Origin of the sequence: Mesorhizobium sp. B1-1-8, from assembly GCF_006442795.2 — a bacterium.
Classification (GTDB): domain Bacteria; phylum Pseudomonadota; class Alphaproteobacteria; order Rhizobiales; family Rhizobiaceae; genus Mesorhizobium.
The window spans coordinates 20,439-46,159 of the sequence record NZ_CP083956.1; the positions used below are offsets into that span (position 1 = coordinate 20,439).

The 25,721-nt window shown below is 64.2% G+C and carries 26 protein-coding genes; 2 read left to right on the forward strand and 24 right to left on the reverse strand.

All coding sequences use genetic code 11. The features are described 5' to 3' along the window. Positions 1-64: 64 nt before the first annotated feature. The 6 genes from infB to FJ974_RS00130 form a co-directional block, all read right to left on the reverse strand. The gene (gene infB, locus FJ974_RS00105) at positions 65-2,629 is read right to left on the reverse strand and encodes a translation initiation factor IF-2 (RefSeq protein WP_140533323.1); all 2,565 of its coding nucleotides are present in this window, start codon (positions 2,627-2,629) and stop codon (positions 65-67) included. After that, positions 2,626-3,276 carry an RNA-binding protein gene (locus FJ974_RS00110; RefSeq protein ID WP_140533399.1) on the reverse strand — a complete coding sequence of 217 codons (651 nt, stop codon included), beginning with the start codon at positions 3,274-3,276 and terminating at the stop codon, positions 2,626-2,628. Before FJ974_RS00110 ends, infB begins: the two co-directional genes overlap by 4 nt. A gap of 38 nt (positions 3,277-3,314) precedes the next feature. Then, positions 3,315-4,910 carry a transcription termination factor NusA gene (nusA, locus tag FJ974_RS00115; RefSeq protein WP_140533324.1) on the reverse strand — a complete coding sequence of 532 codons (1,596 nt, stop codon included), beginning with the start codon at positions 4,908-4,910 and terminating at the stop codon, positions 3,315-3,317. Positions 4,911-4,959: 49 nt separating this feature from the next. Beyond that, a complete protein-coding gene (gene rimP, locus FJ974_RS00120; RefSeq protein WP_140533325.1) occupies positions 4,960-5,595 on the reverse strand; it encodes a ribosome maturation factor RimP in 636 nt (211 codons plus the stop codon). 154 nt (positions 5,596-5,749) lie between these two features. Beyond that, positions 5,750-6,037, reverse strand: a complete 288-nt coding sequence (locus FJ974_RS00125; RefSeq protein ID WP_140533326.1) for a type II toxin-antitoxin system RelE/ParE family toxin — start codon at positions 6,035-6,037, stop codon at positions 5,750-5,752. After that, a complete protein-coding gene (locus tag FJ974_RS00130) occupies positions 6,034-6,282 on the reverse strand; it encodes a CopG family ribbon-helix-helix protein (RefSeq protein ID WP_181177125.1) in 249 nt (82 codons plus the stop codon). Before FJ974_RS00130 ends, FJ974_RS00125 begins: the two co-directional genes overlap by 4 nt. Positions 6,283-6,416: 134 nt before the next feature. Here FJ974_RS00130 and FJ974_RS00135 point away from each other — a divergent pair, with 134 nt between their 5' ends. Then, complete coding sequence (locus tag FJ974_RS00135; protein WP_140533327.1) at positions 6,417-6,644, forward strand: hypothetical protein; 228 nt, start codon at positions 6,417-6,419, stop codon at positions 6,642-6,644. A 24-nt stretch (positions 6,645-6,668) separates the two neighbouring features. Here FJ974_RS00135 and trmB read toward each other — a convergent pair whose 3' ends face one another. The 18 genes from trmB to FJ974_RS00225 form a co-directional block, all read right to left on the reverse strand. Continuing rightward, positions 6,669-7,370, reverse strand: coding sequence for a tRNA (guanine(46)-N(7))-methyltransferase TrmB (gene trmB / locus FJ974_RS00140; RefSeq protein ID WP_140533328.1), 702 nt, complete (start codon positions 7,368-7,370; stop codon positions 6,669-6,671). A 21-nt stretch (positions 7,371-7,391) separates the two neighbouring features. Then, positions 7,392-8,669, reverse strand: coding sequence for a methionine adenosyltransferase (metK, locus tag FJ974_RS00145; RefSeq protein ID WP_140533329.1), 1,278 nt, complete (start codon positions 8,667-8,669; stop codon positions 7,392-7,394). 220 nt (positions 8,670-8,889) lie between these two features. After that, the gene (locus FJ974_RS00150) at positions 8,890-9,312 is read right to left on the reverse strand and encodes a helix-turn-helix domain-containing protein (RefSeq protein ID WP_140533401.1); all 423 of its coding nucleotides are present in this window, start codon (positions 9,310-9,312) and stop codon (positions 8,890-8,892) included. A gap of 141 nt (positions 9,313-9,453) precedes the next feature. Further along, a complete protein-coding gene (gene lnt, locus FJ974_RS00155; protein ID WP_140533330.1) occupies positions 9,454-11,043 on the reverse strand; it encodes an apolipoprotein N-acyltransferase in 1,590 nt (529 codons plus the stop codon). Between the two features lie 87 nt (positions 11,044-11,130). After that, on the reverse strand, positions 11,131-11,601 hold the full coding sequence (locus FJ974_RS00160) for a VOC family protein (RefSeq protein WP_140533331.1): 471 nt from the start codon (positions 11,599-11,601) through the stop codon (positions 11,131-11,133). 11 nt (positions 11,602-11,612) lie between these two features. Continuing rightward, a complete protein-coding gene (locus tag FJ974_RS00165; protein ID WP_140533332.1) occupies positions 11,613-12,689 on the reverse strand; it encodes a hemolysin family protein in 1,077 nt (358 codons plus the stop codon). Positions 12,690-12,716: 27 nt separating this feature from the next. Next, the gene (gene ybeY / locus FJ974_RS00170) at positions 12,717-13,214 is read right to left on the reverse strand and encodes an rRNA maturation RNase YbeY (RefSeq protein WP_140533333.1); all 498 of its coding nucleotides are present in this window, start codon (positions 13,212-13,214) and stop codon (positions 12,717-12,719) included. A gap of 191 nt (positions 13,215-13,405) precedes the next feature. Next, complete coding sequence (locus FJ974_RS00175) at positions 13,406-14,398, reverse strand: PhoH family protein (protein WP_413468368.1); 993 nt, start codon at positions 14,396-14,398, stop codon at positions 13,406-13,408. An 83-nt stretch (positions 14,399-14,481) separates the two neighbouring features. Continuing rightward, positions 14,482-15,891, reverse strand: a complete 1,410-nt coding sequence (miaB, locus tag FJ974_RS00180; protein WP_140533335.1) for a tRNA (N6-isopentenyl adenosine(37)-C2)-methylthiotransferase MiaB — start codon at positions 15,889-15,891, stop codon at positions 14,482-14,484. A 51-nt stretch (positions 15,892-15,942) separates the two neighbouring features. Continuing rightward, on the reverse strand, positions 15,943-16,743 hold the full coding sequence (locus FJ974_RS00185; protein ID WP_140533336.1) for a lysophospholipid acyltransferase family protein: 801 nt from the start codon (positions 16,741-16,743) through the stop codon (positions 15,943-15,945). 29 nt (positions 16,744-16,772) lie between these two features. Beyond that, entirely contained in the window at positions 16,773-17,267 is a 495-nt protein-coding gene (gene rimI / locus FJ974_RS00190; protein ID WP_140533337.1) for a ribosomal protein S18-alanine N-acetyltransferase, read from the reverse strand. Then, complete coding sequence (gene tsaB, locus FJ974_RS00195) at positions 17,267-17,971, reverse strand: tRNA (adenosine(37)-N6)-threonylcarbamoyltransferase complex dimerization subunit type 1 TsaB (protein ID WP_140533338.1); 705 nt, start codon at positions 17,969-17,971, stop codon at positions 17,267-17,269. Before tsaB ends, rimI begins: the two co-directional genes overlap by 1 nt. A gap of 134 nt (positions 17,972-18,105) precedes the next feature. Beyond that, positions 18,106-19,212: a DUF1513 domain-containing protein gene (locus FJ974_RS00200; protein ID WP_140533339.1), complete on the reverse strand. Its 1,107-nt coding sequence runs from the start codon at positions 19,210-19,212 to the stop codon at positions 18,106-18,108. A gap of 3 nt (positions 19,213-19,215) precedes the next feature. Beyond that, positions 19,216-20,295: an imelysin family protein gene (locus tag FJ974_RS00205; RefSeq protein WP_140533340.1), complete on the reverse strand. Its 1,080-nt coding sequence runs from the start codon at positions 20,293-20,295 to the stop codon at positions 19,216-19,218. Further along, positions 20,295-21,893 carry a di-heme oxidoredictase family protein gene (locus FJ974_RS00210; protein ID WP_140533341.1) on the reverse strand — a complete coding sequence of 533 codons (1,599 nt, stop codon included), beginning with the start codon at positions 21,891-21,893 and terminating at the stop codon, positions 20,295-20,297. Before FJ974_RS00210 ends, FJ974_RS00205 begins: the two co-directional genes overlap by 1 nt. 13 nt (positions 21,894-21,906) lie before the next feature. Continuing rightward, positions 21,907-22,392 carry a bacterioferritin gene (gene bfr / locus FJ974_RS00215; RefSeq protein WP_140533342.1) on the reverse strand — a complete coding sequence of 162 codons (486 nt, stop codon included), beginning with the start codon at positions 22,390-22,392 and terminating at the stop codon, positions 21,907-21,909. Further along, the gene (locus FJ974_RS00220; protein WP_140533343.1) at positions 22,358-22,669 is read right to left on the reverse strand and encodes a (2Fe-2S)-binding protein; all 312 of its coding nucleotides are present in this window, start codon (positions 22,667-22,669) and stop codon (positions 22,358-22,360) included. Before FJ974_RS00220 ends, bfr begins: the two co-directional genes overlap by 35 nt. Positions 22,670-22,719: 50 nt before the next feature. Further along, positions 22,720-24,021: an imelysin family protein gene (locus FJ974_RS00225; RefSeq protein WP_181177121.1), complete on the reverse strand. Its 1,302-nt coding sequence runs from the start codon at positions 24,019-24,021 to the stop codon at positions 22,720-22,722. 441 nt (positions 24,022-24,462) lie between these two features. Here FJ974_RS00225 and FJ974_RS00230 point away from each other — a divergent pair, with 441 nt between their 5' ends. Next, positions 24,463-25,716 carry an NAD(P)/FAD-dependent oxidoreductase gene (locus FJ974_RS00230; RefSeq protein ID WP_140533344.1) on the forward strand — a complete coding sequence of 418 codons (1,254 nt, stop codon included), beginning with the start codon at positions 24,463-24,465 and terminating at the stop codon, positions 25,714-25,716. Positions 25,717-25,721: the final 5 nt, after the last annotated feature.

The window sequence follows — 25,721 nt, forward strand, 5'->3', positions numbered from 1 at the left end:
CTCAAAGGGGTTGGGCGGCAGTCTCTCGACCACCGCCCGGTCTGTTTCGGCGTGATACTCGCACTTAGAGCGTGCGGGTCACCATCTCGATGCGGAAGCACTCGATGACGTCGCCGACACGCATGTCTTCGTAGTTCTGGAAGGCCATGCCGCATTCCTGGCCGGCCGGCACTTCCGACACCTCATCCTTGAAGCGCTTCAGCGTCTTCAGCGTGCCTTCGTGGATGACGACGTTGTCGCGGATCAGGCGTACGCCGGCGCCGCGCTCGACCTTGCCTTCGGTGACACGGCAGCCGGCGATCTTGCCGACCTTGGTGATGTCGAAGATCTCGAGGATCTCGGCATTGCCGATGAAGGTTTCGCGCCGTTCCGGCGAGAGCAGACCGGAGAGCGCCGCCTTCACGTCATCGACGAGATTGTAGATGATCGAGTAGTAGCGGATCTCGATGCCGGCGGCGGCCGCGGCTGCACGCGCCTGCGCATTGGCGCGGACGTTGAAGCCGATGATCGCCGCACCGGAGGTTTCCGCCAGCGAGACGTCGCTTTCGGTGATGGCGCCGGCGCCGGCATGGACGATGCGCGCGCGAACCTCGTCGGTGCCGAGTTTCTCCAGCGCCGCGTTGATCGCCTCGATCGATCCCTGCACGTCGCCCTTGATGACCAGCGGGAATTCCTTCAGCCCGCTCGTCTGCAATTGCGACATCATCTGCTCGAGCGAGCCGCGCTGGCCGGCATGCCTGGCCACCGCCTTCTCGCGCGCCAGGCGCTGACGATATTCGGTGATCTCGCGGGCGCGGGCCTCATTGTTGACGACAGCGAAGCGGTCGCCGGCCAGCGGCGTGCCCTGGAGGCCGAGCACCTCGACCGGCATTGCCGGCGGCGCTTCCTTCACATGCTCGCCGCGATCGTTGACCAGCGCGCGGACACGGCCCCATTCGTTGCCGGCAACGAGGATGTCGCCCGGCATCAGCGTGCCGGTCTGGACCAGCACGGTGGCGACGGGACCGCGGCCCTTGTCGAGTTGCGCCTCGATGACCACGCCTTCGGCGGTGCGGTCCGGATTGGCCTTGAGGTCGAGGATTTCGGCCTGCAGAAGGATCGCTTCGAGCAGCTTGTCGATGTTGGTGCCCTTGATCGCCGAAACTTCGACGTCCAGCACCTCGCCGCCCATGGATTCGACGAAGACCTCGTGGCGCAGCAGTTCGGCCCGCACCTTCTGCGGGTCGGCATCGCGCTTGTCGATCTTGTTGATCGCCACGATGATCGGAACGCCGGCAGCCTTGGCATGGCTGATCGATTCGATCGTCTGCGGCATCACGCTGTCGTCGGCGGCCACCACCAGCACGGCGATGTCGGTCACCTGGGCGCCGCGGGCGCGCATCGCCGTGAAGGCGGCGTGGCCGGGGGTGTCGATGAAGGTGATCTTCTGGCCGTTCTTCTCGACCTGGTAGGCGCCGATATGCTGGGTGATGCCGCCGGCTTCGCCGGAGACCACATTGGCGTTGCGGATCGCGTCGAGCAGCGAGGTCTTGCCGTGGTCGACATGGCCCATGATGGTCACGACCGGCGGACGCGACACCAGGTCTTCCGGACGGTCGGCGATGTTGAACAGGCCTTCCTCGATGTCGGACTCGGCGACGCGGCGCACGGTGTGGCCGAATTCGGTGGCGACCAGTTCGGCCGTGTCGGCGTCGATGACGTCGCCCGGCTTCATGATCTGGCCCTGCTTCATGAAGAACTTGACCACGTCCACGGCGCGCTCGGACATACGCTGCGCCAGCTCCTGTATGGTGATGGTTTCAGGCAGGATCACTTCGCGCATGACTTTCTCGCGCGGTTCATTGTGCATCGCGCGCTTGAATTTTTCCTGGCGGCGCCGCATCGACGACAGCGAGCGAGCGCGCGCATCTTCATCCGACAGCGCCGAGTTCAGCGTCAGCTTGCCGCGGCGCCGGTCTTCCTCGCCCTTGGTGGGCTTGGCCGGACGCGCCACTTCGGGAGTCGCCAGGCGGCGCACCGGCGAACCGGGACCAGCCCCGGTGCGTCTCGGCTTCGCCTCCTCGTCATCGGTGGCGACATCCACGGCCATCGGGGCGCGGCGGCGGGCCTCTTCCTCGGCACGGCGGCGGGATTCGGCTTCGGCCTGCAGGCGTGCCTCTTCCTCGGCCTGGCGGCGGGCGGATTCCTCGCGCTCGCGGCGCCGGCGTTCCTCATCCTCGGTGCGGCGCTTGGCCTCTTCCTGGGCGCGCTGGCGATCCTCGACCTCGCGAGCCTTGGAGCCTTCGAGCGCCTTGCGGCGTGCTTCCATTTCGCCGCGCGACAATTCGTTCAGCACCATGCCGGAGCGTTCCCGCGGCGGCGCAGGCGGCTCCTTGGGCGCTTCCTGCACGACGGGCGCGGCCGCAGCGACGGGCTTCGGCGTGAAGACGGACACGGGTGCCGCCGGCTCCGGCTTGTCGCCGGGCAGCGAGAACTTGCGCTTCTTGGTCTCGACGACGACCGACTTGGTACGGCCGTGCGAGAAATTCTGGCGCACGGTGCCCGTTTCCATGCCGGGGCGCTTCAGCGTCAAGGTCTTCTTCGGCGTAACACTCAACGTCTTGTCGTCGCCCGATTTCGTATCGCTCATTCCATATCCTCTGCGGCATCATCTTCGTCAGCAACGGCCGCAAGCATTGCCAGATCGTCCGGGGTACCGCCCCGATACCGGTCGAGCGCAACTATGCGCTTCTCAACCGCCTTACCCGCGTCTTGCGCGAGGACGGCAGCATGTATCACATTTGTACCCCCCAATGCCAAGCTCAACTCGGCCTCGGGGAAAAGTTTGTAGGCAAGGATGGCGGGGCCGCCGAGATGGACGGTTGCCCGCCGTGCCTGACTGATTTTGCGGACGCCATCGTCCGACGCTTCGGTCGCGTGCAGCACGAAAAGCGCCTGCCCGTCGCGCACCGAACTCTCGACCTTGGCAGCACCGAGGACGACGGCGCCGGCCTTGCGAGCAAGGCCCAGCATGCCCAGAGCGGATCTGGAAAGCAGCCCGTCGACCATGCCGCCGAGATCGGCTGGAACCGTGACCTGCGCCTTGAAGGCGCGGGCAAACAGGTTCTTCGCCGCTGCCTTCTCGATATGTAGGCGGTCGGCGGTGACCCAGCAACCACGGCCAGGCAGATTTCTCTTGATGTCGGGAACGACGGCCGAATCCGGGCCGACGACGAAGCGGATCAGCTCATCCGCTTCGGTCTGCCTGCGGGTGACGATGCAGGTGCGATCGTTCATCTCGTCCAAGGGCCGGTTCTGTGCGATGCGGTTTCACCTCACGCACCGACGGCTTCGTCAGCCGGCGCTTCCTGCGCGGCAAGCTCGTCCTCGGAGATCCAGCCAGCCTTGAGACGGGCGGCCAGAACCATCTGTTCGGCATCGGCGCGCGTGACGCCGTGGCTGGCGAGAACGCCGGGATAGACCTTGGTCTCGCCGTCCTTGCGTTCCTTCCAGCCGGTCAGGTCGTCCGCCGCATAGCCGGCGAAATCCTCGATCGTCTTCACGCCGTCCTCGCCGAGCGTCACCATCATGGCGGTGGTGATGCCGGGAATTTCGCGCAGCTCGTCCTTGACGCCGAGCGCCTTGCGCTTCTCGTCGTGCTCGGCCTCGATCTTCTCCAGATATTCGCGGGCGCGGGTCTGGATTTCCGAAGCGGTGTCCTCGTCGAAACCGTCGATCGAGGCGATCTCGCCGGAATCGACATAGGCGACTTCCTCGACGCTGGTGAAACCTTCGGAGGCAAGCACCTGGCCGACCATCTCGTCGACGTCGAGGGCTTCCATGAACAGCGCCGAACGCTCGACGAATTCCTTCTGGCGGCGTTCCGACTCTTCCTGCTCGGTCAGGATGTCGATATCCCAGCCGGTGAGCTGCGAGGCAAGGCGCACATTCTGGCCGCGGCGGCCAATGGCCAGCGACAGCTGGTCGTCCGGCACCACCACCTCGATGCGCTCGGCATCCTCGTCGAGCACCACCTTGGCAACCTCGGCCGGCTGCAGCGCATTGACGATGAAGGAGGCGGCCGACGGCGACCACGGGATGATGTCGATCTTCTCGCCCTGCAATTCGCCGACCACCGCCTGGACGCGGCTGCCGCGCATGCCGACGCAGGCGCCGACCGGATCGATGGACGAGTCACGCGAGATGACGGCGATCTTGGCGCGCGAGCCCGGGTCGCGGGCCACCGACTTGATCTCGATGATGCCGTCGTAGATTTCCGGCACTTCCATGGTGAAGAGCTTGGCCATGAACTGCGGATGGGTGCGCGACAGGAATATCTGCGGGCCGCGCTGTTCGCGGCGCACGTCATAGACATAGGCGCGGACGCGGTCGCCATATTTGTAGTTCTCGCGCGGGATCAGCTCGTCGCGGCGGATGATCGCCTCGCCGCGGCCGAGGTCGACAATGACGTTGCCGTATTCGACGCGCTTGACGGTGCCGTTGACGATCTCGCCGATGCGGTCCTTGTACTCGTCATACTGGCGGTCGCGCTCGGCCTCGCGCACCTTCTGGACGATGACCTGCTTGGCCGACTGGGCGGCGATGCGGCCGAAATCCATGGGCGGCAGTTGTTCGGCGATGAAATCGCCAAGCTGGGCATCGGGGTTGCGCTCGCGCGCCGTGGAAATGGCGATCTGGGTCGCATAATCGTCGACCTGCTCGACCACCTCCATCAGGCGCTGCAGCTTCATCTCGCCGGTGTTGGGATTGATGTCGGCGCGGATGTTGGTCTCCTGACCGTAACGCGAACGCGCCGCCTTCTGGATCGCATCGGCCATGGCGGCGATGACGATCTGCTTGTCGATCGACTTTTCACGCGCGACCGCATCGGCGATCTGCAGCAGTTCAAGCCTGTTGGCACTTACAACCATCTTTTTTCTCCCGAGCCTGTTTGCCGGGCCTTTGCGCCCGGCAGCTCAATCAAAGTTCGTGTTCGTTTTCTTCCGTGGCGTCCCCGGAAGCATCATCTTCCGGCTCGCCGCGGCGTTTCTTGGCTTCCTTGCGGGCCCTGTTGTCCTTCGACAGCGCCTCGCGGATGAGATCGTCGGTCAGCACCAGCCGCGCCTCGGCAATCGCGTCATAGGGCACGCGCACCGTCGGTGCTTCGCCATAGGCCGCCTTGTCGCGCTCGATCAGCACGCCGTCGGCGTCGCTCTCGGCGATCTTGCCCTTGAAGCGCTTGCGGTCGCCGACAAGGACCGACGTCTCCAGCTTGATCAGATGGCCGGTCCAGGCGGCGAAATCCGATTTGCGCACCAGCGGCCGGTCGATGCCGGGCGACGACACTTCGAGATGATACGCCTTTTCGATCGGATCCTCGACATCGAGCGCCGGCGACACCGCGCGGCTGACCTCTTCGCAATCCTCGACGGTCATGGTGCCATCCTCGCGCTCGGCCATGATCTGCAGCGTCAGCCCGTTCTGGCCGGTCAATTGCACCCGCACGAGGCGAAAACCGATAGCCTTCAGCACCGGCTGAATAATCAGCGCAATGCGCGCATCGATGCCGCTTTCGCGGATGATACGGTCGTCGGCCTCGCTTGCCGCTGCAGTCATCAGTTTCCTGTCGCCTTATCGCTTCCGGCCGGCAGGTAATAAAAAAGAGCGGGACCGGGTGGACCCACTCTTCGTCATACCGACCAAGAATTTGAGGCTGATATAGACGATCCGGGCACGTGTTTCAAGCCTGCAGGCAGATTGCGGCGGCAGTCTACAACTGGCGCGGCCATCGCTGGGCCGTATGCATCACGGTGAGTATCTCGATCTCGCCGCCGACAACACGGTAGGAAATTATGTATGGGATGTCAGCGAGGACCAGCTCTCGCGTCCCTTTCACCCGCCCGACCCGTCCCATAGCGGGGTGCCCGGCGAGATTGTCCGCAGAAGAAACGATTCGCGCAACGACCCGTGCCGCGGCTGTTGGACTGTCCTTTTCGATGAAAGCACCAATCTGGTCGAGGCGACGCACGGCGCGTTGGGTCCAGCGGATCCGCATCATCGTTCGAAGGCCGGCCTGACGTATTTCGCTATGACGCCGGCCAAATCCCGCTCACTCGCAAATTCTCCTCGATCGGCTTCGTCAAGAGCGGCCTCGATCTCGGCAAGCTGCCATTCTTCCCTGGCGACATAGTCTTCGATCGCCTGAGCCGCTACGTAGGAACGGGAGCGGTCCACCTTTTCGGCCAATTGGTCGAGCTTGGCCACAGTCTCGTCAGGAAGCCGTACGGTGAAGGCACTCATCATCCTGTCTCCATTCTGGTTCACTGTGAATGTGATGGAACCAAAGTGGTTCGTCAACTCCGCATGTCGTGAGGCGGCCCGCTTGAGCTGCGTTGCGCCGCGCATGGCGGCGGCCATGCAATTCTTGGTGAACCGACATGTCGTCATCACCCATGTTGCAGCGCAAAGGAAGGACGCGTGCGGTGGCGCGCGAGACCAATCATATGGACCGTGGACTGTTTTTCTTCATCGGTGATTTCTTCAACGCATTCGGCAGCGCGGCAGCCGCGTCGCGGGCTGTCGAGGCCGGTCGCAAGTCGCGCCGAGGCGACTTGAAGAAGCTCGCCATCAATCCGGCCGCCTTCGACAGGATCGGCCGCGTCTGAGCAGCTGAAGTTGGGAACTGCCGACTACTTCCGGATGAAAGTCAGATAGGCGGGGCGCCGTCCCTCGCGGATGGCTTTCGCTTCGTAGCGCGTGCCGGGCCAGCCCTCATAGGGCCGGTGCCAGTCGGCGGCGTCGCTCGCCTGCCAGGCGAAAGCGCCGTGCTCGCGGCAGTGCAACAACGTCCAGTTCACATAGGTACCGATGTCGGAGGCGAAGCGGAATTTTCCGCCAGGTTTCAGCACGCGCGCGAAGCGGTCGAGATTTGCCGCACCGACGAAGCGCCGCTTCCAGTGCTTCTTCTTCGGCCAGGGATCGGGATAAAGCAAATCGATGCCGTCGAGCGAGGCCGGCGGCAGCCAGTCGAGCAGGCGCGTGGCGTCGTCGTCGTAGACTCTCAGATTGGCGAGCGGCCGATTCTCAAGCGCCGTCATCATCTTGGCCATGCCGTTGACGAAGGGCTCGACGCCGATGAAGCCGGTCGCCGGCGCTTCCGTCGCACGATGCAAGAGATGCTCGCCGCCGCCGAAGCCGATCTCGAGCTGCAGCGCCGAAACCTCCGCCTTGAACAGCGTTTTGAGGTCTGCCGGCGCTTCCGCCGTCAGGTCGAGCCGGTAAACGCGCAGGCCGCTTTCAAGCGCGGCCGCCTGATGCGGGCGAATGGTCTTGCCGCGCCGGCGGCCGAAAAATCCTTCGGTCGCGCGGCTCGGCCTGTCGTTTGGCTCCATGGATAAGGCTTGGCGACGCCGTCAGGCGGCAATCGCATCGGCGACCGCGTCCTTGAGCGCTTTTGCCAGGTCCGTCTTCTCCCAAGAGAAGGAACCGTCGCGGCCGGCCTTGCGGCCGAAATGGCCATAGGACGAGGTCTTGGCATAGATCGGCTTGTTGAGGTCGAGATGACGGCGGATGCCGGACGGCGACAGGTCCATCACCTTGCGCAGCGCTTCCTCGAGCCTGGCCTCGTCGACCCTGCCGGTGCCGTGCAGGTCGACATAGACCGACAGCGGCTGGGCGACGCCGATGGCGTAGGAGAGCTGGATGGTGCAGCGGTCGGCGAGCTTGGCCGCCACAACGTTTTTGGCGAGGTAGCGCGCCGCATAGGCCGCCGAACGGTCGACCTTGGTGGTGTCCTTGCCGGAGAAGGCGCCGCCGCCATGGGGTGCCGCACCGCCATAGGTGTCGACGATGATCTTGCGGCCGGTGAGTCCGGCGTCGCCGTCAGGTCCGCCGATGACGAACTTGCCGGTCGGGTTGATGTACCAATTGCAGTCTTCGGCGATCTTGAGGTCGCCAAGCGCCTCGCGGATGTAAGGCTCGACGACCTTGCGGACTTTCTTGGAATCCCAGCTGTCGTCGAGATGCTGCGTCGACAGCACGATCTGCGTCGCTTCCGCCGCCTTGCCGTTGACATAGCGCACGGTGACCTGGCTCTTGGCGTCCGGGCCGAGCTTGCCGGCTTCGCCATTGCCTTCATGACGCGCGGCGGCCAGCAGTTCGAGGATCTTGTGGCTGTAGTAGATCGGCGCCGGCATCAGGTCGGGCGTCTCGCGGCAGGCATAACCGAACATGATGCCCTGGTCGCCGGCCCCTTCCTCGCCCTGGCGGTCGGCGGCGTTGTCGACGCCCTGGCCGATGTCGGGCGACTGGCCGTGCAGCAGGACTTCGATCTTGGCCGTTTTCCAATGGAAGCCGGCCTGCTCGTAGCCGATCTCGCGAATCGCCTTGCGGGCGACCGACTTGAATTTGGCCGGATTGATGACAGGGTGGCCGGCCGCATCCGTGAGGATGTTGCCCGCCTTGTCCTTCTTCAAAAGGGTGTCGGGAACCCTGACCTCGCCGGCGATGACGACGCGGTTGGTGGTGGCCAGCGTCTCGCAGGCAACGCGCACCTTCCACGGGTCCATGCCTGTCTTCTTGGCCTCGCGATAGACGAGATCGACGATCTCGTCGGAGATACGGTCACAGACTTTGTCGGGATGGCCCTCGGCAACGGATTCCGAGGTGAAGAGATAATTCTGCCGCGTCACGGGTGTCCCCTCTTGAAAAAATATCGGCAGGGCTGCCGATTTTGGCGCGCCACGTGTTAGCGGTGCCGGGCGCCGCTCGTCAAGCGGCGCGACGGCTCTGGCATGAATGTCGGCATGGCAGGCTTGTGCCAACCGGCACATAGCAGGCTTGTGCCACCGGCGCATAGCAAACTTGTGCCAAACCGGCGGCAAAGCGCCGCCGGCTGCCATCAGCCTGGAATCACTCGGCGTCGTCGGTCGAGAGCGATTTCACCAGATCGATGATCCTGCGCCGAACCTTGACGTCGGGAATCTTGACGAAGGCACGGTTGAGCTGAAGTCCCTCCGGGCTGCCGCAGAATTCGATGGCGAATGCCATCGACGAGTCTTCGGCGAACCCCCGATTGCCAGCCCCGGCCTCCTGACCGGGTGCATCCTCGAAGAAGAAGGCGACGGGAACGCTCAATATGGAGGCGATCGCCTGCAAACGGCTGGCGCCAACCCTGTTCGTCCCCTTTTCGTACTTCTGAATCTGTTGAAACGTGATGCCGAGATTCTCACCCAGCTTTTCCTGGCTCATTCCAAGCATGTTGCGGCGAAGCCGGATGCGACTGCCGACATGAATGTCGATCGGATTCGGCTTTTTCTTGTTCTCTTCTGTCATTTTTTTCCTCGCCGAATTTTTCCGGCTTTTTCTATTTTTCTCGCCCAATAGAAGCCGGAGCCACCTGCCCCAACAGAACCCCTCCAACCGACTTCGAGAAAATTTTAGGCGTTACAGTATGAGTTTCTAATGTGCCGACTGTCAATTCACCCGTAGCCGTTGCCTTACATTCAATGCGAAGGCTCCCAGGCCAAACAGCAACATGATCAGCAATCCGTTAATGCGCCGCTGGTCGGCGGATAGCAGGGCATGGCCCGCAACCGGCACATGCGCATCGATGGCCCCGCGCGCGTCGACCGCCAGCGCATCGACAATGCGCCCGCGCGAATCGACGACGGCCGAGATGCCATTGTTGGCAGCACGCAACAAAGGCAACCCGTTCTCCACCGCACGAATCTGCGCCTGTCTGAAGTGCTGATACGGGCCTGGCGTGTCGCCGAACCAGGCGTCGTTGGTGACGTTCACAATAAGCCCGGCTGACGTTGCGTCAACTGCCACGAGGTCAGGAAAGATGACTTCGTAACAGATGAATGGAACGGCGCGCAGACCATTGGGCACAATGATCGGATGGCGCTCATTGCCGGCGGCGAAATTCATCGGCCCGGCGACGAGCTGGCCGATGCCGAAATGCTCGAACAGGTCGGCGAAAGGCAGGTATTCGCCGAACGGCACCAGATGCACCTTGTCGACGGCATCGGTGATCTCGCCCTTGTCGTTGATCGCCAACACGGAATTGTAATAGCGGCTGCCGGCATTGGCCGATCCGCCCTCCTCGCGCACGACGCCGGCGATCAGCATCTGGCCGTCGCCCAGCATGTCGCCCAAAGCGGTCAGCGCGTCCGGGCGCTCCGTGAACAGGAACGGCACCGAGGTTTCCGGCCACAGGATCAGTTGCGGCCTGGCATGGCCCGGCTCCGGCGATTGCGCCGAAATGCCCATCAGGGTGGCGAAGATACGGTCGCGCACCGAGGCATCCCACTTCTCGCTGAGGTCGACGGCCGGCTGAACGATGCGAACGTCGATCGAGCGGGCGGCCGGTTCGGCCGGCGCGGTAAGCCTGACGTAGCCGAAACCGACATGAGCGGCCACGAGGATGACGAATAAGGCCGCGCCGAGCCTCAGATGCTTGCGCGCAGCGGCAAGCGCCGGCAGGGAAAAGACAAAGACGGCGAGCGCATTCATGCCGATCATGCCGGTCACCGACACGCTCTGCATCAGCAGCGGCACCGGCATCGCCGCGTAGCCGACGGCATTCCAGGGGAAGCCGGTGAAGAGAAAATCGCGCAGCCATTCGACGAGGCCAAAGCCGAAGGCGAGCGCGGCGATGCGGCCGATGTCGCTGCTCCAGAAAAGCCGCGCCACGATCGTTGCCAAGCCATAGAAGAAGGCGAGCGCGAAGGGGATGCCGACGACGGCAAAGGGCAAGGCCCAGGCGAATTCATCGGCCTCGACCAGGAGCGCGGAGCCGATCCACCAGAGGCCGGCGAGGAAATAGCCGAAGCCGAACCACCAGCCGGTGGCGAAGGCCGGCCGCAGGCGCCGCAGCCAGCCGTCGGAGGCTTCGCCGGTGGCGCCGTCGAGCAGCCAGACCAGGACCGGGAACGAGATGAAACAGGCGGCGAAGAAATCGTAGGGCGCCTGGCCAAGGACCGCCAGCGCTCCGGCGAGAAACGCCACCAGCGCCCGCCGCCATCCCCACAGCAGAATTATCCGGCCGGTAAAGCGCTGCATATAGCTTCCAAGTCGCGCGAATCAGCGAAGAAGAGGTTTATCAGGCCGCGCCGCCTGCTCCAAATCAGTGTTTTGACGGAAGCCCGCCTATTGATGCCAGCCTTCGATCCGCAGACCACTCAGCCGCTCGGCCTCCTCCCTCGGCACTACGCGCACGGTCTGTGTGAAGGTCCAGACGTGGCCTTCCGGATCACGAGCCCGGTATTGACGCTCGCCGTAGAACTGGTCCGCCGGCGCTTCGACGATTTCGGCGCCCGCCGCGCGTGCCTGCTCGCAATGAGCGTCGATGCCGTCCTTCAAGCGGACATAGACCGACTGGGTGTTCCGGCCACCGACCGAGGCCGGGCTGGCAATGCGCTCGGCCCATTCTGAGTCGACGATGATGTAGCCGTCGCCGAACCGCATTTCTGCGTGAACAAGCCGTCCCTCGGCGTCGCTCACGAGCATGCTCGGCTCGAAACCGAAGGCGGCCTCCAGCCAGACCAAAGCCGCCCGCGGATCCCTGTAGAAGACGCCGGAGCCCAGGACGGCGTGCTTGAACGGGTCTTCAACTGACATTGGGGACTGGGTCAGGCCTGCTCGGTGCGGGCGGCGCGGCGGCGCTGCCGCTCGCCTTTCGGGCTCTGCACGATGCGCACGCGCTTGACGCGGCGCGGGTCGGCGTCGAGCACGTGGAATTCGAAGCCAGGTATGGCCTGCACCACCTCGCCCCTGGCCGGGACGCGGCCGAGCGTGTTGAAGATCATGCCGCCGATGGTGTCGACATATTCGCCATGCTCGCCGGCGGTGAAATCCTCGCCGATCATCCTGGCCACTTCGTCGATCTCGGCCTTGCCGTCGACGACGAAGACACCGTCGCCGGTCTGGGTGATCATCGGCTCGTCGTCATCGTGCTCGTCCTCGATGTCGCCGACCACCATCTCGACGATGTCTTCCAGCGAGGCGAGGCCGTCGGTGCCGCCATATTCGTCGATGACCAGCGCCATCTGGGTGCGCGTCGTCTGCATGCGGCCCATCAGGTCGGAAGCGAGCATGGAGGGCGGCACGAACAGCACCGGGCGGATCAGGTTCAGGTCGCCGATGGTGCGCGCCAGATCGACCTGGGCAAGATCGAGCGCGGTCGTCGCCGGCACCTTCCGGCTGGCGCGGCCTTTTCTGACGCGCGCCACCTTGGTGATGTGGGCAAGCACGTCGCGGATATGGACCATGCCGCGCGGGTCGTCGAGCGTCTCGGAATAGACCGGCATGCGCGAATGGCCGGATTGCTCGAACAGGCTGAGCAGTTCGCCGAGCTTGGTGGTGATCTCGACCGCCTCGATGTCGGCGCGCGGCACCATCACATCCTCGACGCGCACTTCGCGCAGCCGCAGGATGTTGTTGAGCATGGCCCGCTCGCCGGGCGAGAAGGCGCCCGCGTCGGTCGTCGTTTCGGCGAGCGCGCCGGCGATCTCCTCGCGCAGGCTGGTGCCGTTGCGGTGCCGGAACAGGCCAAGCACGCGGTCGAACAGGGAAGGACCGGCAGGCGACGGCTCGCTGGCCGCGCCGCCGGTCGCAATACTCGGACTGGAGCCCTCTTCCGTCTTTTCGGAAGGCTTGGCCACACTGCCGGCGTCCGCACGGGCGGCAGTTTCAGGTTTGTCGTTCATCGTCGTCCGGTCAATTGGTCTTTTTTGTTACGCGTAGGGATCGGGAATGGCAAGCCTCGCAAGCGCCGCGCGCTCGATCATCTCCATCTCCTCAGCCTCGGCGTCGGTCTCGTGATCATGGCCCAGAAGATGCAGCAGGCCATGGATGACGAGATGGGTGATATGGTTCTCGACTGGCTTTTCTTCCAGTGCCGCTTCGCGTGCGACCGTCTCGGACGCAAGCACGATGTCGCCGAGCATCGGCGGCAGCGGACCGCCTTTCGCGAAGGGAAAAGCCGGGAAAGACAAAACGTTGGTCGGTTTATCCTTGCCGCGCCATTCGGCGTTGAGGGTGCGGATATGGGCATCATCGGAAAAAACGACGCTGAGCTCGGAGGCACCGCCCACACCGGTCTCGGCAAGCGCAGCCGCGACGGCGCGATCGACGAGGCTGGTCAGTTCGGCTTGCGCCGGCCACGCGCCCGCCTCAATGAAAATATCTATCTCGACGGGCGCCCCGCCGGCGGATTTCGCGCCTTCAGCCATGCGGCTTTTGTCTTCTTGTTTAGAGCATGATCTTTCCCGAACCGGAGGTCAGCGAAGAAAAAACGCCGCGCACTTTTCGGGATCATGCCCTAGAGCCGTTCAGCGTTTGATAGAATCGCTGACCCGCTCTAAGTATTTGTTTTCACGCAATTCCGAACGGAAAACCGCTACGCACTTTTCCTGGAATTGCTCTAGCTTTCCGCGCCAAGCCCCCTGGCGAGCTTGCCGTCGCGGTCATAGGCCTTGACGATCTCGGCAACCAACGGATGCCGCACCACATCGCCTTCGTTGAAGCGCACCGTGACCATGCCGGTGACGCCGTCGAGGATCCTCAGCGCCTCGACAAGGCCCGACTTGGTGTTGGGCGGCAGGTCGATCTGGGTCGGATCGCCGGTGACGATCATGCGCGAGTTCTCGCCGAGACGGGTCAGGAACATCTTCATCTGCATCGGCGTGGTGTTCTGCGCCTCGTCGAGGATGACCGCGGCATGCGCCAGCGTGCGGCCGCGCATGAAGGCCAGCGGCGCGATTTCGATCACTTCGGCTGCGATCGCCCGCTCCACCTTGTCCGCCGGCATCATGTCGTAAAGCGCGTCGTAGAGGGGTCTGAGATACGGGTCGACCTTTTCCTTCATGTCGCCGGGCAGGAAGCCAAGCCGCTCGCCGGCCTCGACGGCGGGACGCGACAGCACGATGCGCTCGACCATGCCGCGCTCCAGGAGCATCGCCGCATGCGCCACCGCCAGGTAGGTCTTGCCGGTGCCGGCGGGACCGATGCCGAAGACGAGCTCCGAGCGCTCCAGGGCACGCATATAGGCGTCCTGTGTCAGCGAACGGGCATAGATCGTCTTCTTTCGCGTCGTGATCTGGGCTGCCGAGACCTTGCCCTTGCGCTCCAGGGTGGGCAGCGTCAGCTGGTCGTCGGCGGCGATCGCCATGCGCACGGCGCCATCGACATCCGACTGACCGATGTCGGCGCCCTTCTGCAGGATGCCGTAAAGGGTGTCCAGCGCACGGCGCGCCTGCTCGGCGGCGGTGGCCGAGCCCTTGATGGTCAGCTGGTTGCCGCGCGAGCGGATATCGACGCCGAGCTTCTGCTCGAGCCGCGCCAGGTTCTCATCGAACTGTCCATAGAGGGCACTGGCAAGCTTGTTGTTGTCGAAGGTCAGAACGATGTGCGCCATGTCGGAGGCCCCGGATGCCTGGTTCGGGGTCACGTTCTTCAGTTCAGCAGCGCTCAACCGTCTCTCCTCATCTGCCGAGGCCATCAGACCAATTCGGCGAACAGGCTGTTCTGGCCCGTTCTCGTGATTCGTACATCGATAATGTCACCGATTTCGCCGGCCTTGTCGTCAACAATAACCGGCTGCAGCCACGGCGAACGGCCGACCTTCTGGCCCGGACGGCGGCCCGGCTTGTCGATCAGCGTGCCGATGGTTTGCCCGACAAGGCTGGCGATGAAATCCTGCTGCTGAGCGCTGATCAGCGCCTGCAGGCGCCGCAAGCGCTCTTCCTTCACCGCCTCCGGCAGATGGCCGTCCATTTCGGCGCCCGGCGTGCCGGGGCGCGGCGAATATTTGAAGGAGAAAGCCGAAGCGTAGCTCACCTCGCGCACCAGCTTGAGCGTCGCCTCGAAATCGGCCTCCGTCTCGCCGGGGAAGCCGACGATGAAATCGCCGGACATGGCGATGTCGGCGCGGGCGGCGCGGATGCGATCGATCAGCTTGAGATAGTCGCGTGCCGTATGTCTACGGTTCATCGCCTTCAGGATCCGGTCGGAGCCAGACTGCACCGGCAAATGCAGATAGGGCATCAGGGCGGGCAGGTCACGGTGCGCGGCGATCAATTCGTCATCCATGTCGCGCGGGTGGCTGGTGGTGTAGCGCAGCCGCGCCAGGCCGGGAATTTCCGCCAGGCGGAAGAGCAGGCGGCCGAGGCCCCATTCCTCGCCATCCTCGCCCTCGCCGTGCCAGGCATTGACGTTCTGGCCGAGCAGCGTCACCTCGCGCACGCCGGCCTCGGCCAGGCGCTGCGCCTCGGCTACGATCTGGGCCACCGGCCGCGAAACTTCGGAGCCGCGCGTATAGGGCACCACGCAGAAGGTGCAGAACTTGTCGCAGCCTTCCTGGACGGTGAGGAAGGCGGTGACGCCGCGTTTGACGAGTTCGGCGCGCTTGGGCTGCGGCAGATGCTCGAACTTATCCTCGACGGCGTAGTCGGTCTCGACGATCTTCCTGCCGCCGCGGACCCTGGCCAGCACGTCGGGCAGGCGATGATAGGTCTGCGGGCCGATGACCAGATCGACGGCAGGCGAACGGCGGATGATCTCGGCGCCTTCGGCCTGCGCCACGCAACCGGCGACGCCGATCAAGAGCTCGCGGCCGGCTTCGGCGCGCTCGGCCTTCATATCGCGGATGCGGCCGAGCTCGGAATAGACCTTTTCCGCCGCCTTCTCACGGATGTGGCAAGTGTTGAGCAGCACCAGATCGGCATCGTCGATGGCGTCGGTAGCGACATAGCCGTCGGCGGCCAGCGCATCGGTCATGCGCTGGGAATCGTAGACGTTCATCTGGCAGCCATAAGTCCTGACGAAGACCTTCTTCGCCGCCGGGGCGGCGCTCACCGGGTGCTCGGGCGCGATGCCGATGTCGTGACTTTCAGTCGTATTCAATTCCATCAGGCGGCTTCTAACGCCTTTCCGTGACAAAAAACAGACGATTCTGCCCGTCTAGCGACTTGGAAGCGGATCGGTAAGGGCTGCCTGCATCATCTCGCGCACCTTGGCTTCCATCAATCGCGCCGTTTCCTTGCGGTTCGAGCCCTTGGCGAAAGGGATCGGCTCACCGAAATGCACCTCGACATCGAACGAACCTTCGGCAAGCAGCGCCTTGAGATGCGGCATCAGATCCTGATCGCCGATCCAGGCGGCGATCGGCCGGTGGCGGCGGCCCATCGGCACGCCGTGCAGCCGCGTATAGGCGATCGCCACCGGCTGGATGAACACTTTTTGCGCCGCCCCTTCCGATATCGCCATCGAAGCGGCGCCAAACAAGGTGCTCTTGAACGGCAGCGCGAGATTGCCATCGCCGGTCGAACCCTCGGCGAACAGCACCATGGCATCGCCCTTGGCCATGCGGCCGGCAATCTCGCTCGCCTGATCGCCTGAAGTGCGCTTGCGCTCGCGCTCGATGAAGACGGTGCGCTGCAGTTTGGACAGCATGCCGATCAGCGGCCAGCCTTCCAAGTCGGCCCGGGCGATGAATTTCACATCGGCAAAAGAGCCCAGCACCATGATGTCGGTCCAGGAAATGTGATTGGCCGCCACCAGCAGCGGACGCTCGGTGGCCAGCGCGCCTTTGATGTGGACGCGCATGCCGAGCGCCCTGAGGATCATGCCGTGCCAGATTTTCAGGATGACCGTCTCGGGCCAGAGACCTGTCTTCATCGACAGTATCTGCAGCGGCACCAGCACCAGCGAGCTCGCAACGACAAGGCCGAGCGCCAGGAAAACCCTCAACTTCTTGATCATTCGCTCCGGCCCTAGTCCCGGGCGACTGGCTAGCGAAGATCGCGGCGCATGACAAGCGCGCCGGTCGGGCCGTTCTCGGTCGACCTGTAGTAGTTCGGCCGCTTGCCGACCTGGCGGAAGCCGAGCCTGCGGTAGAGCGCAATGGCCGGCGCGTTGGTCTCGTCGACTTCGAGGAACAGCGCCTCGGCGCGCTGCGCATGCAATTCGCGCAGCACCGCATCCATCAATTGCCAGCCGAGCCCCTGGCGGCGATGCGTTCGCGCCACCGCTACCGTCAGGATTTCGCCCTCGCCGGCCGCAAGCCGCGCCAGCACGAAACCGACCGGCGGTTTCGATCCTTGCCCGGTCTCACGCGCGGCGTAGCCGAAGACGGTGTCCTGTTCGAGCAGCGCCGCAAACTCGCCATCGGTCCAGGGCCGCACGAAGTCCTCCTGATGCAGCGCCGAGACGGCGGCGCTGTCCGAAACCGTCAACGGTTCCAACGCATAGTCCCTGCGGCGCGGCTGAAAGAAAGGGATCCGCATCAGGACTTCTTCCTCCTCTTTCTGGCATCATCATCCTGTCGCGGCAGAATGAAGCCGGCCTGCGGCTTGGCGTCGGCGCCGCGCAGATAAAGCGGCTTCGGCCTTTCGCCCGGCCCCTTGGCGGCAGCCAGCCTGGCGTAGGTGGCGATGTCGGCGGTGGCGGCTACGGGGCCAATATCGAACGCGCGTCCTGCCGCCGAAGCTATGTGCGGCGCGGCGGTGCCGGCGAGGACCGCACCCGCGTCGAGAGCCATGGCAGTCGCTTCCGCGAGGGTGGTCACGGCTGGACCGTAAGTCAAGCCTAACGCTTTGTCGAAAAGGGCCGCATGGATTTCCGCGCGGCCGGCATCGAGTGCCGCAAGTACTGCGCGGCCGGGGAAGGCCGCGGCCGCTTCCGCCGCCAGCGCTTCCAGCGTTGTCACGCCGATGGCTGGGATTTTCAACGCCAAAGCCAGGCCGCGCGCGGTCGAGACGCCGACGCGAAGGCCGGTGAAAGAACCGGGTCCGGTGGCGACGGCGACTGCATCGAGATCGTGATAGCCGATCCCGCCAGCTCTCAACGCCGCCTCGATGGCGCTCATCAGGCGCTCGGCATGCCCCTTGCCGAGATCGAGCACGTGACGGCCAAGTTCACGGCCGGCGGCTGCGTCATAAACGCAGGCGGCACAGAGATTGGCGGCGCAGTCGATGGCAAGTAATTTCATAGGGGCGGCTTCATGTGGCCGGTTAACGAACAATTCCCTGTGCCCGCCATGGCCCGCCGCCGCAAGGGCCACCACGCATAAATGTTAAGCGGCTTCGCTTCCAGGGCGACGGCCTGGCGGGTTTTCCCAGGCGATCAGGCTGCGGGGGCGATACGCAGCATGTGATTGTCCCAGACATAGTCGGGCTCCGAGCGCGCCGCGCCGGTGCCGCCGACGATCGCGCCGGCGCCCGTCGTCGCCATGAAGCCCGAGCCATCCGGGGCCAGGCCGCAAACCTCGACCAGCGCTTTCGTCGCCATCACACGGCCGCTGGCGGCATCGATGACGGCCAGCGAATTGCCTTCCGGCGAGGTGACGGCGACCGTGCCGGCCGCAGGATTGGCGGCGACCGAGCCGATATAGTTGCGGAAGCCGGAGAGCACATCCCGCGGCATATCGAGCAATTCAAGCGCTTTGCCGCGCGCGGCGCGGCCGACCAGCGCCGGACGATCGCCGCCCGGCCCGCGATACTGACAGCCAAACCAGACCGTGCCGGCCTGGTCGCGATCCATGTGCCGGATCGACAGCTGATGCAGCGCCGGCGGCAATTCGTGCTTTTCGATCAGGTCGCCGGTGATGCGGTCGACCAGCACATAGGACGGTTTCATCGTCGCGATGTTGAGTTCGGCGCGGCCGAAATCCGGATGCGTCTCGATGCCGCCATTGGCAATCGCCAGCGTCCTGCCGTCGCCGAGCAGCAGCAATTCATGCGGACCCGTGCCGTAGGTCGGGAATTCGCCGACGCGGTTGAATTTGGCGCGCGCATCGTAGATGCCGACGACACCGGCGGCGTTGTCGAAATCGTTCTCGGTGGCATAGAGAAGCGCACCGTCTACCGAGAAGACGCCATGGCCGAAAAAATGCCGGCCGGCGATGCTGGCGATGGTCAGCGGCTGGTCCCGGCCGGTATGGTCGAAGACGACAGCGAACGTACCAGGCTGGCGGGCAAAGACGACCGACCGCTTCGACACCGGGTCGAACGTCACGTCATGGCCGCGGTCGGGCAGGCCGATTGTGTGCAGGATCTGGCCCGCCTCGGAAAGGACGGCGGCGCCGAAGCTGCCATCCCGCTTGACGAAGGCCGTGGCAAAAACCGCATCCGAGGCAAGCGTATCAGCCCAGGCGCGCGGCGCCATCGCCGCGGCGAAGCTTACGCCGGCGGCCCGCAGGAAATCACGACGATCGATGAGCGGGGTTTGCAAGGTTCAATCCCCGTCGAGTGAAGAGAAGCCGGCGGTCAGGCCGAATTCGGCGGTCATCCTTGTGCCGATCAGGGTCGACAGGCTCGAGGTTATCAGCGCGAAATGCTCGAGCTTGTCGCGCAACGCCTGATCGGTAAGCGCCTTGTCGACCGGACCGGTGACCGATTTGGCGGTGACGATGCCGTTGGTCAGCTGGATGTGGATGGATTCGGCCATCCATCGGGCTTCGGCCGGCAGCGCATCGCCAAGCTTCGAGGCCTGGAAAAGCGTATCGATGCCCTGGAGATTTCCGGCCAGCGAATTCGTGGTGTTTTGCGAGCGCCAGTAGATCGCCTGTTTCGGTTTGTCGGCATCCGGCTTGGAGCCAAGGAAGCCTTTGAGGCGCACGTCGCGGACCATTTCCAACTCGTTGATGAAGACGCCGACCAGCTCCGTCACCGCTTCGGTACCGTCGCGGTAGAGTGGGTTGTTCGGCCCTGGATTGGCCCAAAGCGAAGCAAAGCCGTCCGGCTTGTTCCAGGCGTCGCGGACCTCGCCAGCAAACGCTTCGATGTTGCCGGCGACCGCCGTGCCGTAGGCACAGCGATAGGGATCGTCCTTGCCGGCGAGGCTTTCCGCGCCGTCGCCGAAAAGCACGAATTCCAGCGCGCCGAGCCCTTGCATGGCGACGCTCTTTCCCGCCAGTTGCGCGGGATCGGCAGCGGCCGGATCCTTCGAGGCGAGTGTCCCCTGCACCTGCCGCAGGCCGATGCTCTTGCGGTCCGGCCAATAGAGCATCCGCTCCAGCCGGTTGTTTTCCTTGATCGGCCCGAAGCCGATGATTTCGGCCACCGACCAAGCCTCGACCGTGGCCGAGAAATCCGCGCGGGCCGCTTCGAGGTTCTGCGGGGACGGCGCACCGCAGAGCATGTGCATCGCCTTGGTCAGGCCTGCCGCATGATCGTCGAGGCTGGCATAAGCAGGGCGGACAAAGCCGTCGATCGCGCGCTGGATGACGTCGGAGGCTTTGACCGCCGCGGGCGCCGGCAAGGCGCTGGCCAGAATGAGCGGCAGAGCGAGGATGGCAGCCAGGCGGTTCAACATCAGAGCGACTCCAGGAATTTGATCAGCGCATCGCGGTCCGCTGCGTTGGCGGCGGCAAAGCGGTCGCGGGCTTTTTGGCCTTCGCCGCCGTGCCAGAGGATCGCCTCGGCAAGCGAGCGCGCGCGCCCGTCATGCAGATAGAAAGTGTTGCCGTTGACCGTCGCTGTCAGGCCGATGCCCCACAGCGGCGGCGTGCGCCATTCGCTGCCGCTGGCTTCCCCGACCCGCTGCCCGTCGGCGAGGCCGGGGCCCATGTCGTGCAGCAGGAAGTCGGAATAGGGCCAGATCAGCTGGAAGGCCTGCGCCTTATTGGGCGTGCCGCGCAAGGTGACGAATTTCGGCGTATGGCAGGAAATGCAGCCCATCTCGTAGAACTGTTTCTTGCCGGCGAGCACATCGGGCTCGTCGAGATCGCGCCGTGCCGGCACGGCCAGGTTCTGCGCATAGAAGGTGACGAGATCCATTACCGGCGGCGGTGCCTCGGCTGTGCCCAGGCGTTGTTGCATGCCATTCGGCAGGGCAAGGCAATCCCTTTGCGCCTGCGTGCAATCGCCCCAATGCTTCGGCATTTCCGGCGTGGAAATGCCGATGTCGCCGGCGAAGGCGTCGGCCGCCTGCTGGCGGATCGACGCGGTCTGCGCCTTCCAGCCGAAACGGCCGAGCGTCAACTCGCCGCCCAACTCGTCGCGAACGATATTCGGCCTGCCCGAAATGCCGTCGCCGTCGCGGTCGTCCGGGTCGGCATGGGCAAGAATGTCGGCCGGCGAAATCTGCTCGATGAGGCCGAGGCCGATCATCGGCGGTGTCAGCCGCGGCGACAGCGTTGTGCGGGGATCGAGCGGGCCATAGCCGAGACCCTCGACCGAATAGCTGGGCTTGCGCAGCGAGACCGCGGCGCCGTCGCCGAGCGTCACCTTCTGTTCGGAATAGTCGACATGCATGCGGCCCTCGCCCTTGAGGCCCGGAACCGCCAGTTCCTGCAATTGCGAGCCATAGACCGGATCGGGGAAGTTCAGCGCCTGATGGCCGGCAAGCGCGGCCTTTTCGTCCTCGCTGCTCGCATCGCGGGCCAGACGCAGGAACATCGAGGTCGAACCAGTGCCGCCCGCCGGCGGCCGGCCGCGACCATCCTGCAGATGGCAATTCTGGCAGGCGCGTTCGTTGAACAGCGGGCCGAGCCCGTCGGAGGCCTGCGTCGATGATGGCGACGACACCCAGTTCTTGCGGAAGAGCGCATTGCCGAGTTTGAAACTGCCCTCTTCCTCGAAGGTGATGTTGGCCGAAGATTGCGAGAAGGCGTCGCGGTTGACGTCTTTCCTTGACGTACCGGCGCCGCCCTGCATCAGCTCGAACGGTTCGGGTCTGGAAAAGTCCGAAGTCGGCCTGGTGACGGCCAGAACCCGCGCCTGGTCTTTCGGCGTCAGATCGGTGCGGCTGGTCGGCAGGCGGACCGGCTCGCCGGCCAGGGCCGAGGCTGAAAGCGTGACCGCCAGCAAAAGCGAAGCCCTGCGAAACACCTGGCGTCGCGGGTTTTTTTGGGACGGCAGGCCACGAACCTTGAACCGCGGGCGGCGCAAAAGATTTACGGGGCGCCGCATTCCCGCATATCCTTTACTCCGCCTCGTTGGCTGAGTCGGCGTTGAGCTGGCCGTACTTTTCCTCGCCGATCGAGGCAAGCAGGTCGAGCTGCGTCTCCAGAAAGTCGATGTGACCTTCCTCGTCGGACAGCAGATCCTCGAACAGCTTCATCGTTACGAAGTCGCCCGCCTCATGGCAGATCTCGCGCGAGCGCTTGTAGGCGGTGCGCGCGTCATATTCGCCGGCCAGATCGGATTCGAGCACTTCCTTGACGTTCTGGCCGATGCGCAGCGGTGCGACCGACTGCAGGTTCGGATGGCCTTCGAGAAAGATGATGCGGGCCACCAGCCGGTCGGCATGATGCATCTCCTCGATCGATTCGGCGCGCTCCTTCTTGGCCAGCTTGGTATATCCCCAATCCTCGAGCAGACGGAAATGGACCCAGTACTGATTGACGGCTCCGAGCTCCAGAAACAGGGCCTCGTTAAGCTGCTCGATGATTTCCGGTTCGCCTTTCATGGAATCTGCTCCCGTATTGAACCCGCAGGCCTCTGACGCGATCCAGGTGTGAAACGACGTCCATGCCACTCCCCTCCGAGCGGGCATGATAGTTCTCGGTGACCCGAATGATCGTTTCCACCACATTCGGGAAGCAGCCGCAACAACGGCCGCGCTTGCGCATGGCGTGATAGACTTTGGCAGGCACGATAAGTTGCCAGGGGTCCTCATCCAGCAGGCCGACGATCGTCTGCTCGATCTCCTTTTCGGTGATGATGTTGCAATGGCAGATCAGCATTTACTTGCTCTGGCTGACGGCCCCGCTCCGGCGTCGCTTGGCTATGGGCGCTATTTGAACACCTTGTCCGGTGCGTCGAGGCTGTCGGAGCCTTCGAACGCGATGCTGTTCAGCTTCAGCGCACCGACGGCGCGTTCGATCGACTTGGTCTGATCGATCAGCGCGTCGATCGCCGCCTGCACGGTGGCGTTGCCCGCGGCGTTGCCTTCGGCGATCTGCTGGTCATAGGCCTCGCCGGCCAGCGCACGCGCCTTGATGGCTTCCATCTTGGCGACGGTGACGTCCAGCTTATCGGAGAGTTCCTTGTCGATCGCCGGGTCGGCCGTCTTGACCATGTCGGACACGGAAGCACCCGAAACCACGGTGCCGTCGAGACGCGTATAGCTGGCATGATAGGCGGCGCGGATGCCGATCGCGTCATAGAGATGGGAATTATAGGTGTTGTCGGAGAAGCAGTCGTGCTCCTCCTCCGGATCGTGCAGCAGGAGGCCGAGCTTCATGCGCTCGCCGGCCAGTTCGCCATAGGAAAGCGAGCCCATGCCGGTGAAGATGGTGGAGATGCCGGCGTTCGGCTCGCCATCGACGAGGTTCTTGCGCGCGGCGCCGTCCTCCTTCCAGTTGCCGACCATTTCCTGCAGGTCGGAGACCAATAGGTCGCTCACCGACTTCAGATACTCGGCACGGCGGTCGCAATTGCCGCCGGTGCAGTTTTTGAGATCATAGTCGGTATAGGGACGCTCGCCGGCGCCGGGCCCGGTGCCGTGCAGATCCTGGCCCCAGAGCAGGAATTCGATGGCGTGATAGCCGGTCGCCACATTGGCCTCGACGCCGCCGGCCTCCTGCAGCGTGCCGGAGAGGAATTCAGGCGAAAGCTTCGAGGCGTCGACCTTCTTGCCGTTGATCTCGATTTCCTTGTTGGCGATGACATTTGCCGTATAGAGCGCGTTTTCATCCGACTCCGTGCCGTAGCTCTTGGCGACATAGTCGATCAGGCCTTCATCCAGCGGCCAGGAATTCACTTTGCCTTCCCAGTCGTCGACGATCTTGTTGCCGAAGCGGTAGACTTCGGTCTGCTGGTAGGGAATGCGCGCCGCCTTCCAGGCCTCGCGGGCGGCTTTCAGCGTATCGGCCGACGGCTGGGCGAGAAACGCGTCGACAGCCTTGTCGAGCGCCTGCGCGGTGGTCAGCGAATCCTCGTATTTGGCCAGCGCGATGTCGGCATAGGTCCTGATTACCGCTTTGGCGTCGGTCTCGGCTTTCGCCGGCAGCACGAAGACAGCAGCCGTCAGCGCCGCGGTGGCGCCGATCGCAGCAAGCCTGCTGCCGAAACGTGGCGCAATTATCGCTCTCATCAATCCCGTCTCTCCTGGAAATTCAATGACATAAGCGCGCCGAAGCGGGCGCGCGGCGCCGGGGCGAACACGAACGATCGGAATGGCAAGGACGCCGCGCCGTGGCGCGGCTCATGGACAAAAGACATTCGAAATGCCTCCAATCGAAAGGGTTCAAGGCCCCGACATCAAAGGAATGCGCTTTGCGCGCAGCTCCTCATAAACCGATGGAGCGGCCAGAAGTCAATTGTCGAAAGAAAGAAAAAATCAATTGAAACAATAGTTTAGAATTATTCTAAACTGCGACTGTCAACTTTACCGGTGCTTTCGCCCGATCGCGTCACCTGTGCGGCGATTGACAGGCAGCAGTCCTGGGTGCGACCCGGACTGAAGCCCTTGCGGCGGCGGCAGACAATCGCCACTTGGCGGAAGTCCCTAGATTTGAAGGAAAAAAGGACAGCGATGAAGAACGGGGTGGTCATTGTCGGTGCGGGTCATGCCGGCGTGCAGGCAGCCGCCAGCCTGCGCGAAGAGGGCTATGACGGTCCCGTTGTGCTGGTCAGCGACGAGAATGAGCTGCCCTATCACAAGCCGCCGCTGTCCAAGACCTTCATCAAGGATGGCGACGCAAAGCCGCAGCCCTTGCGCGGCGAAGCTTTCTACTCTGGCAGCAGCATTGATTTCCGGCCGGGCGTGCGCATCGCTAGCATCGACGCCAGCGCTCGCAGGCTGGACATTGCGGGCGGCGGCTCGCTCGGCTTTGCCCGACTGATCCTGGCGACCGGCTCTCGGCCACGTCTTCTCAAATTCGAGGGCACGGAGCTTTCCGGCGTCGTGTCGCTGCGCTCGCTGGCCGACGCGCGGCTGATCCGCGAGCTCAGCGCACAAAGCGAGGATGTGGTCATCCTCGGCGGCGGCTTCATCGGGCTGGAGATCGCGGCGACGCTGAGGGCTGCCGGCCGCAAGATCACCGTCGTTGAGGCGGTGGACCGCCTGCTCGGCCGCGCGGTGGCGCCGGTGATCGCGGCTCATGTGCGCCAGCGCCTGGAAGCGATGGGCGTGCGCATCCTGACCGGCACCACGATTTCCAGACTGGAGCGCGAAGGCGGCCGCGTCTCGGCCGCGATCACCTCGACCGGCGAACGCCTGCCGGCGCAAATGGTGATCATCGGCATCGGCGTGGTGCCCAATGTCGAGCTGGCCGAAGCCGCCGGCGTCGCCATCGCCAACGGCATCCGTGTCGACCAGCATATGCAGAGCTCGATCCCCGAAATCATTGCGGTCGGCGATGCTGCCTCCTACCGGCACTGGTTCACCGGCGGCGACGTGCGGCTGGAATCGGTGCAGAACGCGACCGACCAGGCGCGGCTTGCGGCGCGCACGATCGTTGGCCATGCCGAGCCTTTTTCGGCCGTGCCGTGGTTCTGGTCCGACATCGGCGACATGAAACTGCAAATGGTGGGACTGACGCAAGGCGGCGACAGCCATGTCGTGCTGGGCGACCTCGCAGAGAACAGGTTCTCGATCTATCACTACGCCGGAAGCCGGTTGCTCGGCATCGAATCCGTCAACCGCCCAGGCGACCATATGCTCGGCCGCAAGATGCTCGGCGCCGGCTTCTCGCCGAGGCCGGAGACGGTGGCCGCAGGGCCGGAAGGGCTCAAGGCGGCGCTTGCCGCGTTTCAGGATACAGTGCCGGTAAAGGCCACCGCGTAGATTGC

Excerpts from the sequence above, each read along its gene's own strand:
- infB (WP_140533323.1), bottom strand. The coding sequence starts at position 2,629 with ATGAGCGATACGAAATCGGGCGACGACAAGACGTTGAGTGTTACGCCG.
- FJ974_RS00110 (WP_140533399.1), bottom strand. The coding sequence starts at position 3,276 with ATGAACGATCGCACCTGCATCGTCACCCGCAGGCAGACCGAAGCGGAT.
- nusA (WP_140533324.1), bottom strand. The coding sequence starts at position 4,910 with ATGGTTGTAAGTGCCAACAGGCTTGAACTGCTGCAGATCGCCGATGCG.
- rimP (WP_140533325.1), bottom strand. The coding sequence starts at position 5,595 with ATGACTGCAGCGGCAAGCGAGGCCGACGACCGTATCATCCGCGAAAGC.
- FJ974_RS00125 (WP_140533326.1), bottom strand. The coding sequence starts at position 6,037 with ATGATGCGGATCCGCTGGACCCAACGCGCCGTGCGTCGCCTCGACCAG.
- FJ974_RS00130 (WP_181177125.1), bottom strand. The coding sequence starts at position 6,282 with ATGATGAGTGCCTTCACCGTACGGCTTCCTGACGAGACTGTGGCCAAG.
- FJ974_RS00135 (WP_140533327.1), top strand. The coding sequence starts at position 6,417 with ATGTCGTCATCACCCATGTTGCAGCGCAAAGGAAGGACGCGTGCGGTG.
- trmB (WP_140533328.1), bottom strand. The coding sequence starts at position 7,370 with ATGGAGCCAAACGACAGGCCGAGCCGCGCGACCGAAGGATTTTTCGGC.
- FJ974_RS00150 (WP_140533401.1), bottom strand. The coding sequence starts at position 9,312 with ATGACAGAAGAGAACAAGAAAAAGCCGAATCCGATCGACATTCATGTC.
- lnt (WP_140533330.1), bottom strand. The coding sequence starts at position 11,043 with ATGCAGCGCTTTACCGGCCGGATAATTCTGCTGTGGGGATGGCGGCGG.
- FJ974_RS00160 (WP_140533331.1), bottom strand. The coding sequence starts at position 11,601 with ATGTCAGTTGAAGACCCGTTCAAGCACGCCGTCCTGGGCTCCGGCGTC.
- FJ974_RS00165 (WP_140533332.1), bottom strand. The coding sequence starts at position 12,689 with ATGAACGACAAACCTGAAACTGCCGCCCGTGCGGACGCCGGCAGTGTG.
- ybeY (WP_140533333.1), bottom strand. The coding sequence starts at position 13,214 with ATGGCTGAAGGCGCGAAATCCGCCGGCGGGGCGCCCGTCGAGATAGAT.
- FJ974_RS00175 (WP_413468368.1), bottom strand. The coding sequence starts at position 14,398 with ATGGCGCACATCGTTCTGACCTTCGACAACAACAAGCTTGCCAGTGCC.
- miaB (WP_140533335.1), bottom strand. The coding sequence starts at position 15,891 with ATGGAATTGAATACGACTGAAAGTCACGACATCGGCATCGCGCCCGAG.
- FJ974_RS00185 (WP_140533336.1), bottom strand. The coding sequence starts at position 16,743 with ATGATCAAGAAGTTGAGGGTTTTCCTGGCGCTCGGCCTTGTCGTTGCG.
- rimI (WP_140533337.1), bottom strand. The coding sequence starts at position 17,267 with ATGCGGATCCCTTTCTTTCAGCCGCGCCGCAGGGACTATGCGTTGGAA.
- tsaB (WP_140533338.1), bottom strand. The coding sequence starts at position 17,971 with ATGAAATTACTTGCCATCGACTGCGCCGCCAATCTCTGTGCCGCCTGC.
- FJ974_RS00205 (WP_140533340.1), bottom strand. The coding sequence starts at position 20,295 with ATGTTGAACCGCCTGGCTGCCATCCTCGCTCTGCCGCTCATTCTGGCC.
- FJ974_RS00210 (WP_140533341.1), bottom strand. The coding sequence starts at position 21,893 with ATGCGGCGCCCCGTAAATCTTTTGCGCCGCCCGCGGTTCAAGGTTCGT.
- bfr (WP_140533342.1), bottom strand. The coding sequence starts at position 22,392 with ATGAAAGGCGAACCGGAAATCATCGAGCAGCTTAACGAGGCCCTGTTT.
- FJ974_RS00220 (WP_140533343.1), bottom strand. The coding sequence starts at position 22,669 with ATGCTGATCTGCCATTGCAACATCATCACCGAAAAGGAGATCGAGCAG.
- FJ974_RS00225 (WP_181177121.1), bottom strand. The coding sequence starts at position 24,021 with ATGAGAGCGATAATTGCGCCACGTTTCGGCAGCAGGCTTGCTGCGATC.
- FJ974_RS00230 (WP_140533344.1), top strand. The coding sequence starts at position 24,463 with ATGAAGAACGGGGTGGTCATTGTCGGTGCGGGTCATGCCGGCGTGCAG.